Source organism: Myxococcales bacterium (assembly GCA_016717005.1).
Taxonomy (GTDB): domain Bacteria; phylum Myxococcota_A; class Polyangia; order Haliangiales; family Haliangiaceae; genus UBA2376.
Window position 1 is genome coordinate 1,471,009 of sequence record JADJUF010000001.1, and the last position, 15,351, is coordinate 1,486,359.

Below are 15,351 nucleotides of genomic sequence, written 5' to 3' on the forward strand. Positions count from 1 at the left end.
CGGCCGACCGCACGGGTGTCCGACCGCACGGGTGTCAGCCGATCGGGAGGCCGGCCGACGCCGGAGCCGGAGCCGGAGCCGGAGCCGGAGCCGGAGCCGGAGGCCGGAGCCGGAGCCGGAGCCCGACCGCACGGGTGTCAGCCCATCGGGAGCCCGGCCGACCGCGCGCCCGGCCGACCGCACGGGTGTCAGCCGATCGGGAGGCCGGCCGACCGCTCGGGCGTCAGCCGATCGGGACCTGGGGCGCGCCCGGCCGACCGCACGGGTGGCCGACCGCACGGGTGTCAGCCGATCGGGAGCGGGCAGCGCGGCAGCGCGCGACCGGCGGTCAGCCGGCAGGGCCCCGGCGCCCGGCGCAGCTTCCTCAGCCGCGCTCGCCGGCCCCACACGCGCCGAAACGCACGACGCCCGCGCGATGGGCGCGGGCGTCTCCTCGTCGCGTAGCGGCCGTCAGGTCACGGCTGCGGCGGCGGGTCGACCTTCATCTTGAGCGCGACCTTGATCTCGTTGTGATCGGGGTCCGCCGCCACCGACCGGATCATGTCCATGATCTCGACGGTGTTCGCCCACGGGACCGGATCCTCGAAGTCGACGAAGACCAGCTTGTCGGTCTTCTTGTCCTCGAGCATCGGCCGCAGCGTCTTGGCGATCTCGGTCACCGGGACCTCGATGTCCTTCTCGCCGTTGTTGAGCGAGACCGACAGGTCGGCCTTGACCAGGATCGTGATCTGCCGCGACGCGACGATCGGATCCTCGTTGTCCTGGATCTTGCGCGGCACCTCGAGGGTGATGGTCCGCATCATGATGGGCATGGTCACGAGGAAGATGATCAGCAGCACCAGCACCACGTCGATGAGCGGCGTGACGTTGATGTCGTTCTTCACTCCCCCGCCGCCACCGACATTCATCCCCATGGCTACTGTTCCTTCTCGTTGGTGCCGAGGTCGATCGACGACACGCCCATCTTGTTGATGGCCATGAGCAGCGGGTAGACCTTGACGTAGGGGATGTCGCCGGCGGCCTTGACGTAGACCCGACCCTGGCTCTCGGGATCCTTCACGTTGTCCCAGCCGCGGGTGATCTTCTCCTGCAGCTTCTCCTCGACGCCGGGCTCGCTGAGCTCGCCCAGCTTCTCCTTGTCGTAGTAGACCGGGTACGTGTCGGTCTTGGTGTCGTGGTCGATCGCCACGACCGGCTGCTGCTTGTCCTTGCGCTGGTAGTGGTTCGAGGTCTTGGGCAGCTTGACCTCACGACCGCGCGACATCATCGGCGTGATCACCATGAAGATGATCAGCAGCACCAGCACCACGTCGACGAGCGGCGTGACGTTGATGTCGCTGCGCGGCGTCAGCATCTCCGTCTTCTTGACGTGATGGATCCGCTTCTTCTTCCCCAGGCCTGGCGAGGCCGCACCAGACATGGGCTAGCTCCGACCCTCGCGGAGGATGTGATCGAGGAACTCCGACGACACGTCGTTCATGTCGACCGTCAGCTCCTCGACGCGGGTCGTGCAGTAGTTGAACCCCATGGCCGCGAAGATCGCGATCAGGAGGCCGCCGGCGGTGGCGTAGAGCGCCTCGGCGATGGCCGGGCCGATGACCTCGATGGTCGCGTTGCCCTTGAGCAGGGCGAACGCGTTGATGATGCCGATGACGGTGCCGAACAGCCCGACGAACGGGGTCGCGGTCGCCACGGTGCCGATGCCGGCCAGGCCCTTGCGCAGGCTCGAGACCTCGCGCTCCTTGACGCGCTCGATGGCCCGGTTGACCGAGTCGACCAGATCGAAGTCGCCGACGTCCGCGGGGCCCGACTTGGCGAGGGCCTCCTGGCCCTGACGGTAGGCGGCCGTGCCGGCGCCGACCACCTTCGCGACCGGGCTGTACCGGAACGACTGCGCGACCCGCTGGACCTCGTCGTAGCGGCCGTTCTTGAGCTGCTCGCGCAGGCCGAGCACGAACCGGACGGTCTCGCCGGCAGCCTTCGCGTAGGTCACGACGCGATCGATCACTCGATACGCCATGTAGATCGACATCCCCAGCATGAAGATCATGACGACCTTCACGGGGATGCTCATGCTGGTCCAGATGTCGGCGAGACTGTGATCCATGGCGCGGGCCTACGTGTTGGGGTTGCGTGGTTGCGTGACGGGGGGCGGGCGAGCGCTCCGACGAGCGCAGACGACGACTCGGGACCGGGCTACTTCTGCCGGTACATGAACTGGACGATCGAGCACACCGGCGCGGGCTGACCGTTGATCATGAACGGGTTGTACCGCCAGCGGCGGATCTCGCGCTTGAGCTTCTCGTCGTAGGCCGGGAAGCCCGACGACTTGAGCACGCTGACGCTGTCGATGGCGCCGCCGCGGCTGACGCAGACCTTGACCGGGATGATGAGCTGGGTCTTGCCCGAGCGCGCGATCTCGGTCTTGGTGACGTCGTCGGGGAAGATGTTCTTGTCGCCCGAGATGCGCTGCTGATCGAAGGCGGTCGGCGGCACGATCTGCGGCGGCTGCGGCGGGGGCGGCGGCGGCGGGGGCGGCGGCGGCGGCGGCGGGGCCGAGGTGGCGACGCCACCGGCGACGCCGTTGGGATCGCCGTTCTCGTCGCCATCGGGATCACCGTCCTCGGGCCCGTCCGCGCCGTCGCTCGAGTCGTCGGGCTTGTCCTCGGGCTTGGCGATCGTCGGCTGGACCGGCTCGGTCGGCTTGACCTTCTTGACGACGGTCGGCTTCTTCTGGGTCTCGAGCTTCTTGCCACCCTTGAGGGGCGGCGGCGGGGGCGGCGGCGGCGCGATGGCGAGGTCGACGCCCGACCCGGGCACATCGAGCTTCTTGATGTCCCAGAACGACTTGACCAGCAGCGCCGTGCCCGCCGCGGCGTGACCGGCCACGACCAAGATGAGCAGGCCCAACGCCCAGGTCATCCCTTTCGATCGCTTTGATTCCGCGTAGTTCTCGAACATTTCAGGCTCCTCGAGGCTCTACGGGTCAGGTGCCGCTGGCAGGTGCGCCGGGGGTTCCGGGCGCACTGGCGGCTTGTGCCTTCTTGGCCTCTTCCCGTAGAACGCGCGCCCGCTGGCTAAAGACCTGCGATTCCGCAAGATCGATCTGATAGGCCCAGGATTGGCCGTTGGCCAGGGCCCGCTGGTTCCAGAGCCCCTGGGACGTGCCCCACAGCGCGATGACCTTGTCGTCCATCGCGATGCCCTCTTCGGCCGCCGCCAGGCCGATCTCGGCGATCTCGGCCCGCTCGGTCGCGAACACCTTCTCGCGGCCGGCGAACAGCTTGCCGAACGCCACGTTCACGATCGCCGACAGGGCGCCGATCTTGCCGGCCGTGTCCTTGGCGGCAGCGACGTCCTTGCGGTACCAGTCGATGCCCTGGCGCCAGTCGCCTGATTTCAGGTAGATACCGGCGACCGTCTGGAGCACATCGCGCGACGAGGGATCGCGGTCGTGCTCCTTCTTCCAGTACTCCAGCGCCTTCTCGTACTCGCCGGCGTCGATCCAGAGCCCGGTGATGAGCTTGCGGATCTTGGTATCGTCGGGGTGCTTGGCCAGCCACCACGCCAGCTGGGTCGTGGCCTTGTCGGCGATGGCCTTGTTCTCGGGGGTGTCGATGCCCGACTTGAACATGCGGCTGTAGGTGATGCCGAGGTTGTGGTGGGCGATCTCGAGCTCGGGCGTCTGCTTGATCGCGTCCTCGAAGTACGCCGCGGCCTTGTCGTAGTTCTGGTCCTCGTACGCGCCGTTGCCCTTCTGCACCGAGCGTCGCGAGGACAGCTCGTTGCACCCGGCGAGCGCGACGCACGCGGCGACGGCGACGATGATCGACAGCGACGGGGACGAACCCCTCGGTGCAGCAGGCCGGCTCATAAGCCGCGGCACTGTACAGAAGTGGTTCGCACGCGTAAAGGGGAAGGACACCCCGCAGGAATACACGTTCACGCGCGTGGGCGAGCGGATCGCCGCATAAAACGCCCTGGCACGCGCACCCCACAGCGCGACCTCGCGCCGCAACGCCCTGTCACGGGCGCCGGATCGCTCGTCAGCGCAGCCGGAGCGGGTACTGGACGACGTAGTCCGTGCGATCGGGCTCACCAGACTGCTCGATCGAGACCGCGAGCCCCTGCTTCCGCACGCAGTCGGTGAAGGCGGCGACGCTCGGGCCCTTGAGATCGTTCAGCGTCGGGTAGACGTCGGTCGTCGCCAGGCGGCCGTTGGTCACCGCGACCGTCATGGTCACGTACACGAACGGATCGGCGCCGCGATCGGCGGCCGACACCTGGGCCGCGCACTGCGTGACCGCCGGCTTGAGCTGGGCGTAGATCTTCGCGGTCACCTCGGTGCTCATCGTGCGCTTGCCCGGCGGCATCGGCGGCGGCACGATCGGCGGCCCGTAGTCGGGGCCGCGGTGGTCGCGGATCACCGCGCCGTTGTCCATGACGTAGGTGCGGGTGCCGCGCTCGTCGACCGAGACCGGGGCCGTCGGGTCGTCGGGGGTCGGCGTCACCGACGAGCCGCGCGCGATGGGCGGGGCGCCGACGCCCGACGGCGTGGCCCCACCGCCGGTGGCCGTGGGCGTGGTCGCGACCGGGTCGGTCGACGGCGTCGTGGCGCGCCCGCGGGAGCGCCAGAGCACGATCGCCAGCGCGATCACGGCGACGGCGACGACGGCGAGGACCAGGCGAGCGCGCGGCATGGACTCGGTGGTAGCACCCCAGCGTCAGACGATCCACTCGACGTCGCCGGAGCTGACGCGGTGCAGCGCGCCAGCGTCGTCCTCGACCTCGAGCGCGCCCGCGCGATCGATCCCGCGGGCGATCCCGGTGGCGCGATCGGTGCGCACGCGCAGGTCGGGCACCATGCGCTCGGTCCACGCCGGGGCGATCGCGGCGACCCCGCCCGCCTGGTAGCGCTCGATCCACGGCGCCAGCTCGGCCAGCAGGCGCTCGAGCAGCGCCTCGCGCTCGATCCAGCGCCCGAGCTCGTCGGCGATCGTGGTGGCCCGCGCCGACACCTCGGGCGGCAGGTCGGCCGCGGCGCCGTTGGCGTTGACGCCGACGCCGACGACGACCGCGTCGGCGGTCGACTCGCACAGCACGCCGGCGAGCTTCTTGCCGCCGACCAGCACGTCGTTGGGCCACTTGAGCCCGGCGGCGGTCACGCCCTCGCCGCGGATCGCGTCGCACACGCCGACGCCGATCGCCAGGGTCAGCGGCGGCACCGGCACGGTCGGGCCCAGGCGCACGACGATCGACAGGTAGAGCGAGCGGCCCGGCGGCGACGCCCAGGCGCGGCCGTGGCGGCCGCGGCCGGCGCGCTGCGCGTCGGCGATGACGATCGCGCCGTGGGGCGCGCCGGCCCGGGCCCAGGCCAGCGCCAGGTCGTTGGTCGACGCGCAGGTGTCGTGGGCCTGCCGCGCCGCGCCCAGCCAGCTCACGCCGGCACGAAGTCGAGGCCGATGTCGACGGCGGGCGCCGAGTGCGTCAGCGCGCCGACCGAGATCAGATCGGCGCCGGCCTCGGCGTAGGCGCGCAGGGTCGCGAGCGTGACGCCGCCCGACACCTCGACCTTGACGCCGCGGGCGTGGGCGGTCGCCGCCGCCGCGGCCACCTGGGCCGGCGTCATGTTGTCGAGCAGCACCAGCTCGGCGCCGGCGTCGAGCGCCTCGGCCAGCTCGGCGGCGTCGGTGACCTCGCACTCGATCCGCAGCGGGTGCGGCGCCCGGGCCCGAGCCCGCTCGACCGCGGCGCGGACGCCGCCGCACGCGACGATGTGGTTGTCCTTGATCAGGATGCCGCTGCCGAGATCGAAGCGGTGGTTGCCGCAGCCGCCGGCGGCGACCGCGGCCTTCTCGAGCACGCGGTAGCCGGGCGTGGTCTTGCGGGTGTCGACCACGCGGCACGGCGTGCCGGCCACGGCCGCGGCGTAGCGCGTCGCCATCGTCGCCACGCCCGAGAGCCGCTGCACGAAGTTGAGCGCGGTGCGCTCGGCCATCAAGAGCTCGGCGGCCGGGCCGCGCGCGGTCAGCAGCGGCGCGCGCGCGCCCTCGACCCGGGCGCCGTCGTCGACGTGGCGCTCGACCTCGATCCGGGGATCGACCAGCGCGAACACCGCCGCGCCGAGGTCGAGGCCGAACACCGTCAGCGGCACGCGCGCGTTCATCACCGCGATCGCGGTCGCGGTCGACGCGCCGACCGTGGCCGCGGTGGTGACGTCACCGCGGCCGAGATCCTCGTCGAGCGCGAGCTCGATCAACCGACGGACGTGGGGCAAGAGCGCGAGGCCGCGCAGGGGCGATGCCGACATGGCGGCAGCATGCCCGCTGCGGCCGGGCTACCGCCACTGCTCGATGCGCCAGCCGCGCGCCCGCGCGTGGCGCCACAGCCGCAGGTCGGGGTTGACCGCCACCGGCGTGCCGACCCGCTCGAGCAGCGGCAGATCGTTGTAGCTGTCCGAGTAGAACGTCGACGCGGCCAGGTCGACGTCGTGCGCGCGCGCGAACGCCTCGGCCAGGTCCACCTTGTAGCCGCCGAAGCACATCGTCGCGAGGCGCCCCGTGAAGGCGCCGTCGACGACCTCGAGCCGCGAGCACAGCGTGTGATCGATGCCGAGGCCGCGCGCCACCGACTCGGCCGAGTACTGGGTCGCGCCGGTGGCCAGCGCGATCAGATCGCCGGCGGTCCGGTGGCTCGCGATCGCGTGGCGCGCCGCCGGCGCGATCATCGGGATCACGTCGGTGCGGTACCACTCGGCGGCCCGGGCGGCCATCTCGGCCTCGGACTGGCCCGCCAGCTCGGCGGTGAGCCGGGTCGCCAGCGCCTCGAGGTCGAGCACCGCGGCCTTGTAGAGCAGGCTCCAGTAGATCGCGCGGCCGAGCTCGAGCGCCGACAGCTCGCCGCGCCGGCGCTGGAACCGCATCCAGCTCATGCCGGTGTCGCTGGTGAGCACCGTGTGATCGAGGTCGAACAGGGCGGCGGCGCGCATCGCGGAGGCAGGCGTAGCACGCGGCTGCGCCGGCGACCGCGGGCGAAGCCAGCGTCTGCCGCGGTCGCCACCCGCGCGATCCCCTGGCACACTGCCGGCGATGGCGCCCAAAGAGCTTCCACCCTGCGGCCTGTACCGGACCACCGCCAAGATCGGCGAGTGCGAGGCCGACCGGCTGGTCTACTTCCACAACCACGGCGATCCCGGGCCGGGGATGTACTTCCCCGAGTCGTGGGTGAAGAACCGGGCCCAGTTCGGCGCCCGCGGCATGACCGCGCCGGCGGGCTACGACGGCCGTGGCCTCAAGCCGCTGCCGCGCGAGGGCTTCTACCGGGTCAGCCGCACGTTCCACTGCTGCACCAAGAAGTGCGTCGAGTTCACGCCCGAGACCTTCGTGCAGCTCGGCTACAACGGCAACGGCGCGGCGCTCCTGTTCAGCCCGGAGTGGACCGGCTCGGGCTTCGACGTGCCCGAGCGTGGCACCAAGATCGATGACGACGTGCTCGGCAACCTGGTGCTCTTGCAGGTCCGCGAGCGCAACGACGCCCGCGACGACATCCCGCCGTTCCCGCGGGTCAACCTGATCCACTGACAGAGGCAACGTCGAAGGCCCTGCGGAGAGTGATCCGCTTGCCGAGGCGGCGGTGAAGACCCAGCGGCGAGTGGGGAGCGGTCGACAAGACCACTTCATAAGTCGCTAAAATCACGCGGTCCGACCTCTGGAACAGGGGATGCATGGCCCTCGGGCATGCGCACTCCCTGGCTCCGCCCGCTCGCCCTCGTCGCCGCGATGTCGCTCGCCTCTGGATGCGTGATGCGGGGCGACGGGCGCTACCTGGCGTACGGGGTCGACGCCGCCGTGACCGCGGTCGGCCTCGCGGTCGCGACCCAGACCGAGGTCAGCGCGGACCCCGATCCCGCCTGTGACCTGCTGTGCGACGGCGAGGTCGATCGAGCGCTGATCAGGACCGGGTGGGCCGTCGCCGCGCTCGGGATGGTGCTGATCGCCACGAACTACGTCGCCAACCTGGACGTCGTCGAGTCCCCGGGCGCGCCGAGCGTCGTCGTCGACGTCGCCACGCTGCCGCCGCTGCCGGTGACGCCCACGGCCGATCCCGAGGCGGTGCGGATGACGCGGCAGGCGCGCCGGGCCGGGCTCGCGGGCACGTGCGCCGCGGTCCAGCAGCTGGCGCCGCGCGTGCGCGCCGCCGATCCGATCTACTACCGCGGCGTGTTCGCGGTCGATCCGCCGATCGTCGCGTGTCTGTGATCGACGGCGCGCGGCGGCGTACGGAAACGCTGACAAAGTTCGTGACGCTCGGGCGGGTCGTGACTCTGCCGGGGCATGACCGATGGAGCGCCGTCACTCCCGATGTCCGCGCGTCACCCGTCCCGTGACAGCGCGCCGGCCGGCGACGCCGCGAGCGTGACAACCGCGACCGCCGCGCCGCCGATCCGCGCGGTTGGCGATGGCACGCGGGCTGCTCATGGGTGGTCCGTGGCTCGCACCGTCGACATCGCGATCACCGGCCTCGGCCTGGTCTGTCCCCTCGGCAACTCGGTCGCGTCCGCGCTGGCGCGCGCGTGCCGCGGCGAGAGCGGCATCCGGCGCTACACCTCGCCGTGGGTCGATCCCGCGCACCCGCAGCTGCACGAGCGGGTCGGCGGCACCGTCGTCGACTTCGACGCCGGCGCGCTGATCGAGCCGAAGTTCGCCGCGCGCCACGAGCCGGCGGTGCTGTTCGCGCTCGCGGCCGCGGCCGAGGCCCTGGCCCAGGCCGGGCTGCCGGGCGCCGACGATCGCGCGCGCATCGGCTGCATCGTCGGCGGCGGCCTGCCCGGCGCCGAGCTGTGGCACCGCTCGCTCCACGCCGCGTACGCGCGCGATCGCCCCGACGAGATCGCCCGGCTCGCGGCGATCGCGATCACCGGCACCGCGGTCACGGGCATGCTCGCGCTGCGCCACCAGCTGGCCGGGCCGTCGGTCGGCGTCGCCAACGCGTGCGCGTCGGGCACGTCGGCGATCGCGCTGGCGGCCGATCAGATCCGCCTGGGCCGCGCCGACGCGATGCTGGTCGGGGGCTGCGAGTCGAGCATGCGCAGCCTGATGGCCTACGCGTCGTTCGTCGCCGCCGGCATGAACACCACCCGCGAGCCCCGCGGCGCGTGCGCGCCGTTCGCGGCCGGCCGCCAGGGCTTCGTGCTGGCCGAGGGCGCCGGCATGCTCGTGCTCGAGCGGCTCGATCGGGCCCGCGCGCGCGGCGCCCGGGTGCTCGGCCTGCTGGCCGGCGCCAGCCTGACCAACGACGCCTACCACGTCATCAGCCCCGAGCCGTCGGGCGCCGCCTGGGCCCGCGCGATCGAGCTGGCGCTGGCCGAGGCCGGGATCGCGCCCGACGAGGTCGACGCGGTGTCGGCCCACGCCACCGGCACCCCGGCCGGCGACGTCGCCGAGACCCGCGCGCTGCGGCTGGCGCTGGGCGCCCGGGCCGAGCGCGTGCCGGTGTCGGCCACCAAGTCGATGCACGGCCACGCGTTCGGCGCGGCCGGCGCGATCGAGACCGCGCTGGCGATCGCGGCGATGAACGCCGGCGTCGTGCTGCCGACGATCAACCTCGGCACGCCGGATCCGGCGTGCGACCTCGACTACGTCCCGCACGAGGCCCGGCGCCACCCGGTGCGCGTGCTGCTCAAGAACGGCTTCGGCGCGGGCGGCGTCGCGAGCTGCCTCGTCATCCGCCGCGACCCGTCGGCGTAGCCGCGCGCGGGCGCTCGCCCGCTCCGTCGCCCCACCCTGGCCCTCTGGAGGACCACCGTGATCTCGTCTGTCTCGCCTGCGCTCTCCCCCGCCGTCTCGTCCGCCCCTGCCGCCACGGTCTCGACCGTGCTGGTCGACACCCTGCGCCGCCTCGGCGTCACCCACGCGTTCGGCGTCATGGGCGGCGCGATCGCGCCGTTCTTCCACGCGGTCGCGCACAGCGAGCTGATCACGCTGCACACCCGCCACGAGGGCGGCGCCGCGTTCGCGGCGATCGAGGCGTCGCTGGCGACGCGCCGGCCGGTGCTGGTGTTCACGACCGCGGGCCCGGGCCTGACCAACGCGCTCACCGGCATGGTCGCGGCCCGGTGGGAGGGCGCCCACGTGATCTTCGTGTCGGCCGCGACCGTCGCCGCCAACCGCGGCCGGGTCGCGACCCAGGAGACCACCGCCGCCACGATCGGCGGCGCCGGCCTGTTCCTGCCCGGCGGCGGGCTCCACCTCGCCGCGACGATCGATCACCCGGCGCAGCTCGGGCCGATCGCGTCGCAGCTCGCGACCGGCCTGGCCCGTCCCGGCGGCTTCGTCGCGCACCTGAGCCTGCCCATCGACCTGCAGGCGGCGCCGTGCGCCCCGGTCATGCACCTCCAGCGCGCCGCGCTGACCGCGACCTGCCCGCCGGCCGCGATCGCCGAGCACGCCGCGCTCCTCGCCGACACCCGGCCGGTGGTGTGGCTGGGCTTCGGCAGCCGCCACGCCGCATCGGCGATCCGCGCGCTGGTCGAGCGGCTCGACGCCCGGGTCATGTGCTCGCCGCGGGCCAAGGGCGTGTTCCCGGAGGACCACCCGCGCTTCCTGGGCGTGACCGGCATCGGCGGCCACGCCCGGGTCGACGAGCTGCTCGCGGCCGATCGCCCGGCCTACACGCTGGTGCTGGGCACGCGCATGGGCGAGTCGTCGTCGTTCTGGTCCAGCGACCTGACCCCGAGCCAGGCGTTCGTCCACGTCGACGTCGAGCCCGCGGTGTTCGGCGTCGCCTACCCGGGCGTGCGCACGGTGCCGGTCGCGGCCGAGATCGGCGGCTACGTCGACGGGCTGCTCGCGGCCCTGGGCCCAGCGCCAGCCGCCGCGCCGCCGGTGGCCGCGCTCCCGCCCCTGGTGCCGCGCGGGCCGCGTGCGCCGGCGCGGACGTCCGGACCGGTCCGCCCGCAGTACCTCATCGAGGAGCTGCAGCGCCTCGTCATCGACGGCAGCGACGCCTGGCTCATGGCCGAGAGCGGCAACTCGTTCTGCTGGGCGTCGCACTACCTGCGCTTCGCCGAGCCCGGTCGCTTCCGCATGTCGCCCGGCTTCGGCTCGATGGGCCACGCGACCACCGGCGTCGTCGGCGCCGCGCTGGCGCGCCGGGGCAAGGCCGTGGCCCTGGTCGGCGACGGCGCGATGATGATGCAGAACGAGCTCCACGCGGCGGTGCAGTACCGGGCCGACGCGCTGTGGATCGTGCTCAACGACGCCGCGTACCTGATGTGCGCCCAGGGCATGCGGGTCATGGGCTGGGAGCCGTTCGCGTGCGAGCTGCCCCGGGTCGACTTCGCCGGGCTGGCCCGCGCGATCGGCGCCGCCGGCGAGCGCGTGACCACCGAGCTCGAGGTCGGCCCCGCGCTCGAGCGCGCGCTCGCCGCCCGCGGGCCGTTCGTGCTCGACGTGACGATCGACCCCCGCGAGGCGCCGCCGTCGGGCCGCCGCAACAAGAGCCTGATGCAGCAGGGCTTCACCACCAGCAAGACCGCGTGAAGGAGGATCCGATGACCACGACCGCGACGCCTGCCACCGAGGACGCCCTCGCCTCCATGTTCGACGCCGCCGCGGTGCGCGTGCCGCCGTGGGCGGCCGTCGTCGCCGGGCTGGCCTCGGTCCGCCCCGACGGCGTCGGCGCGACGATCGACTGGCTGGTCGCCCACCGCGCCGAGCTCGAGCGCGCCTACGCCGACGGCCAGGCCGCGCCCCTGAAGCTGGCCGAGGTGCCCCCGCAGATGCAGTACCAGCCCGAGCTCGGGTACATGGACTTCGAGCGGCGCGATCACGCGCTGCGGGACCGCCACCTGTTCGCCGACATCGTCGGCCACCGCACGTTCTTCCAGACCGCGGTCTACGCGATGACCGGCCTCGAGCTGACGCCGCGCCACGCCGCGATGCTCGAGCAGCTCGGCAACGTCAACCTGCAGGCCGATCGCCACGCCTGGCCGATGGCGGTCACGCGCCGGATCGCGGCCCGCGGCGGCGGCTACGCCGCGGCGGTCACCGGTGGCACCGCGATGCTCGGCGCGACCGTGCTCGCCGGCGCCGCCGCCGCCGACTGCGCCCGGTTCCTGCGACGGGCGCGCGCGGCCGAGGCCGAGGGCCGCACCGTGGCCGAGCTCGTCGACGACATCGTGGCCCGACGCCAGCGGGTGATGGGCTTCGGCCGGCCGATCGTCGGCCCCGACGAGCGCGTGCCGGTGATGGAGCAGGTGCTGCGCCAGTACGGCCGCGATCAGCTCCCGTACGTGACGCTGCTCCGGGCCGCCGACGAGGCGTTCTTCGCGGCCAAGGGTCTGCGCAGCACCTCGGCGGCCTGGGCCGCGGCGGTGCTCAGCGACTTCGGCCTGCACCCCGAGGCGGTCCAGGCGGTCTCGAACTTCTGGGTGTCGGTCACGGTCTACGCCCAGGCGGTCTACGGCGGCGAGCGCGGCCTGACCGACGCCGGCGCGTAGCCCCCGGAGGCGGAGCCGGAGCCGGAGCCGGAGCCGGACCCGGAGCCGGAACCGGAACCGGAACCGGAGCCGGACCCGGAGCCGGATCCGGACCCGGAGCCGGACCCGGAGCCGGAGCCGGAGCCGGACCCGGAGCCGGAGCCGGACCCGGAGCCGGACCCGGAGCCGGACCCGGAGCCGGAGCCGGACCCGGAGCCGGAGCCGGACCCGGAGCCGGAGCCGGAGCCGGACCCGGAGCCCGGCCGCCGACTCCCTCCCCGATCAGCGCAGGAACGTCAGGTCGAGCACGCGCACCCAGATGTTCGACGAGGCGTGGACCGCGACCGAGCCGGCGATCGAGCCGGTCGCCGACCGGATCCACCCGAACAGGAGGCCCGGGAAGAACGTCGCCAGCGCGCGCGGGTCGCCGGCCTTGGGCAGGTGGATGACCGCGAACAGGAGCGACGACAGCACCAGGGCCCAGCCGACGCCGCCCCCGAGGAACCGGTAGCGCGGCGGCCACCGGCGCTCGAGCAGCCCCAGCAAGCACCCGCGGAAGAGCAGCTCCTCGGGCAGCGCCACGACCACGACCTGCACCGCGCAGAACTCGGCGAGCGCGCCGAGCTGGCGCGGCCAGTGCGGCGCGAACCCGTGCCAGCCGCGGCACGTGCCGGGGGGCGCCAGCTCGCGCAGGTCGCGGGTCGAGCAGACCGTGTCGTAGAAGGCGACGTACCCGGCGGCGAACAGCGGCAGGATGATCGCCAGCGCGACGCCGGCGTAGAGCACGTTCTTGCCGACCGGCGCGGTCGCGAAGCCGTAGTCGAGCAGGTCCTCGCGCCGCCGGGCCGCCACCACCACCGGCGCGTAGAGCAGCGTCACCGCCACCAGCGCGCTGCCGAGGTGGCCGATCAGCGGCAGGGTCACGTCGATCCGCACCACCGACGCCACCAGCACCGCCACCACCAGCCAGGTCAGCAGCGCGTCGCGGCCGGCCCGCCGGTCCTCGGGGCTGATCAACCCGGGCGCCGACGGCGGCTGGCCCGGCGCCGCGGTCACCACACGGTCACCAGACGAACGCGATCGACGACTGGAACGTGAACGAGCTGTCGGCGTTGGTCAGCTGCTTCTTGAGCGCCTCGCCGAACCGCAGGTAGCCCGCCTCGAGCGACACCCGCATGTTGCCGGCGAACGAGGCCTTGGCCGCGACGTCGATCTCGGTGCCCAGGTACTTCGACGAGGTCTCGTCCGCGGCGCACTCGCCGTTGGGCCCCGAGCAGGCCCGGAACAGCGCGGTGCCGGCCGTGGCCAGGGTGTCGACCCACGCCATCAGCACGCCGGCGGTGAGCTCGGTGTTGGCGACCGGGGTCGGGCGCCAGCGGGCCTTCGGGAAGACGTAGTTGGCGTTGATGACGCCGCCGTTGGACATCAGGCCCAGCGCGCCCTGGGGGTTCTCGGTCGAGAAGAACGGCACGCCGTAGGCGCGCGCGGTCAGCTCGCGCAGGGTCTCCTCGAACAGGATCAGGCCGACGTTGAAGTCGGGGTGCATCGCGCGCTGCTTGAAGTGCTCGTCCTCGAGCACGTCGTCGCCCGAGGCGTGGCCGAGCTCGAGCACCGCGTCCCACTTCTGATCGAGCCAGGCGAACCGGACGACGCCGGCGTTGATCTCGGCCTCCTTCTTGGTGTTGCGCGACGGGAACGGCACGCCGCCGAAGGTGGTGCCGCCGATCATGTAGCCCTCGCCCTCGCTCATCATCTTGCCGTAGCGGATCCGCCACCACAGGTCGGCGATCCACACGCTCGAGCCAGTGTCGACGCACGGGTACGGCGTGCCGTCGAAGGTGCCGCAGGTCTCGGTCGGATCGGTCAGGTCCGACGGCTGGGTCGAGCCCTCCTTGGCCGTGCGCAGCACGCCGTAGAACCCGAGGCGGAGCTCGTCGAGGAACGACTTCTTGTCCCAGTCGGGCTCGTTCCAGATCGCGAGCACGACGTGCTCGTTGACGTCGTCGTCGGAGCCGCGCGACAGGAAGCCCTGCTGCCCGAACGGCCGGAACTTGCGCTCGAAGTTCTCGAACGGCAAGAGCGGCGACTCCGCCAGCTTGTCGTAGGCGTAGCCGACGATCAGCGGGTGCTCGACCTTGCCGAGCTTCTTGAGCGTCCGGTAGATCGTGATCGGCCGGGTCACGAACAGGATGCGGTCGGCGGACGACCCGAAGTGGTTGTCGCCGAAGTCGTCGTCGAAGAAGTTGTCGAGGACCCGCCGCGCCGGCTCGCCCTTGGGCGACTCGGGGTCCATCCAGCCGGTGCCGCCGCCGTTGGCGAGCAGGCCCATGCCCCAGTGCGACGGCATGCGGCCGACGCGCATCAGGCCGACCGGCACCGGGAACTGCACCCAGGCCCGGCGGATCGTCACCGAGTCGCCGACCGGCCCGCCCAGGTAGCCCTGGTTGGAGCCGTCGGTCGCGAACAGCGGCGCGGTCGACAGGCCGTTGTTGTCGCCCCAGACGATGTCGTCGAGCGCGTCGATCTGGAAGTTGAGCCGCACCTGCTTGCCGAACTGCAACGACGGCATGAGCCGGAGCCGGCTCATGACGTAGCTGGTCGAGCGGATGTCGGGGATGATCAGCTGCTCGCCGTTGGGCGGGTACGAGGTGACCACCCGCGGCTGCGGCGCGAGGTTGGTGAGCACGACCGTGCGGGTACGGAAGTACCCCTCGGTGGCCCACTTCAGCTCGGTGAGGTCGGCGTGCGCCGGCGCGGCCAGCGCGAGTGCAGCCGCCCCGGCGGCGACGGAGATCAGGCGTCGGTTCATGGGTCCCCCGGACATCGACGCGACCATAACAGAAACGCCGCGGCCTTCGGGGCGCGCGGCGTCG

16 protein-coding genes are annotated in these 15,351 nt (G+C 72.7%); 5 read left to right on the forward strand and 11 right to left on the reverse strand.

The features are described 5' to 3' along the window. Positions 1-455 precede the first annotated feature (455 nt). The 9 genes from IPL61_06190 to IPL61_06230 all read right to left on the reverse strand — a co-directional run bounded on the left by IPL61_06190 (position 456) and on the right by IPL61_06230 (position 6,988). Entirely contained in the window at positions 456-914 is a 459-nt protein-coding gene (locus IPL61_06190) for a biopolymer transporter ExbD (GenBank protein MBK9030918.1), read from the reverse strand. A gap of 2 nt (positions 915-916) precedes the next feature. Beyond that, positions 917-1,420 (reverse strand): biopolymer transporter ExbD, encoded by a 504-nt coding sequence (locus tag IPL61_06195; protein MBK9030919.1) that lies wholly within the window; start codon positions 1,418-1,420, stop codon positions 917-919. Positions 1,421-1,423: 3 nt separating this feature from the next. Beyond that, the gene (locus IPL61_06200; protein ID MBK9030920.1) at positions 1,424-2,107 is read right to left on the reverse strand and encodes a MotA/TolQ/ExbB proton channel family protein; all 684 of its coding nucleotides are present in this window, start codon (positions 2,105-2,107) and stop codon (positions 1,424-1,426) included. 89 nt (positions 2,108-2,196) lie between these two features. After that, complete coding sequence (locus IPL61_06205; GenBank protein MBK9030921.1) at positions 2,197-2,922, reverse strand: TonB family protein; 726 nt, start codon at positions 2,920-2,922, stop codon at positions 2,197-2,199. 64 nt (positions 2,923-2,986) lie between these two features. After that, entirely contained in the window at positions 2,987-3,874 is an 888-nt protein-coding gene (locus IPL61_06210) for a hypothetical protein (protein ID MBK9030922.1), read from the reverse strand. Between the two features lie 172 nt (positions 3,875-4,046). Then, positions 4,047-4,700, reverse strand: coding sequence for a hypothetical protein (locus IPL61_06215; GenBank protein MBK9030923.1), 654 nt, complete (start codon positions 4,698-4,700; stop codon positions 4,047-4,049). 24 nt (positions 4,701-4,724) lie between these two features. Continuing rightward, positions 4,725-5,441, reverse strand: a complete 717-nt coding sequence (locus IPL61_06220; protein MBK9030924.1) for a biotin--[acetyl-CoA-carboxylase] ligase — start codon at positions 5,439-5,441, stop codon at positions 4,725-4,727. Further along, entirely contained in the window at positions 5,438-6,310 is an 873-nt protein-coding gene (nadC, locus tag IPL61_06225; protein MBK9030925.1) for a carboxylating nicotinate-nucleotide diphosphorylase, read from the reverse strand. The genes IPL61_06220 and nadC overlap by 4 nt, the downstream gene beginning before the upstream one ends. A gap of 27 nt (positions 6,311-6,337) precedes the next feature. Beyond that, positions 6,338-6,988: an HAD family hydrolase gene (locus IPL61_06230; protein MBK9030926.1), complete on the reverse strand. Its 651-nt coding sequence runs from the start codon at positions 6,986-6,988 to the stop codon at positions 6,338-6,340. A gap of 100 nt (positions 6,989-7,088) precedes the next feature. Between IPL61_06230 and IPL61_06235 the strand changes: the two genes are divergently transcribed. The 5 genes from IPL61_06235 to IPL61_06255 all read left to right on the forward strand — a co-directional run bounded on the left by IPL61_06235 (position 7,089) and on the right by IPL61_06255 (position 12,499). Next, positions 7,089-7,580, forward strand: a complete 492-nt coding sequence (locus IPL61_06235) for a hypothetical protein (protein MBK9030927.1) — start codon at positions 7,089-7,091, stop codon at positions 7,578-7,580. Between the two features lie 156 nt (positions 7,581-7,736). Further along, the gene (locus IPL61_06240; GenBank protein ID MBK9030928.1) at positions 7,737-8,258 is read left to right on the forward strand and encodes a hypothetical protein; all 522 of its coding nucleotides are present in this window, start codon (positions 7,737-7,739) and stop codon (positions 8,256-8,258) included. Positions 8,259-8,486: 228 nt separating this feature from the next. Next, positions 8,487-9,746, forward strand: coding sequence for a beta-ketoacyl-[acyl-carrier-protein] synthase family protein (locus IPL61_06245; GenBank protein MBK9030929.1), 1,260 nt, complete (start codon positions 8,487-8,489; stop codon positions 9,744-9,746). Positions 9,747-9,803: 57 nt separating this feature from the next. Beyond that, complete coding sequence (locus IPL61_06250) at positions 9,804-11,540, forward strand: thiamine pyrophosphate-binding protein (protein ID MBK9030930.1); 1,737 nt, start codon at positions 9,804-9,806, stop codon at positions 11,538-11,540. An 11-nt stretch (positions 11,541-11,551) separates the two neighbouring features. Beyond that, the gene (locus tag IPL61_06255) at positions 11,552-12,499 is read left to right on the forward strand and encodes a hypothetical protein (GenBank protein MBK9030931.1); all 948 of its coding nucleotides are present in this window, start codon (positions 11,552-11,554) and stop codon (positions 12,497-12,499) included. 261 nt (positions 12,500-12,760) lie between these two features. Here IPL61_06255 and IPL61_06260 read toward each other — a convergent pair whose 3' ends face one another. Both IPL61_06260 and IPL61_06265 read right to left on the reverse strand, forming a co-directional pair. Beyond that, positions 12,761-13,534 carry a CPBP family intramembrane metalloprotease gene (locus IPL61_06260; GenBank protein MBK9030932.1) on the reverse strand — a complete coding sequence of 258 codons (774 nt, stop codon included), beginning with the start codon at positions 13,532-13,534 and terminating at the stop codon, positions 12,761-12,763. Positions 13,535-13,541: 7 nt separating this feature from the next. Further along, positions 13,542-15,302 (reverse strand): hypothetical protein, encoded by a 1,761-nt coding sequence (locus IPL61_06265; protein ID MBK9030933.1) that lies wholly within the window; start codon positions 15,300-15,302, stop codon positions 13,542-13,544. Positions 15,303-15,351 lie beyond the last annotated feature (49 nt).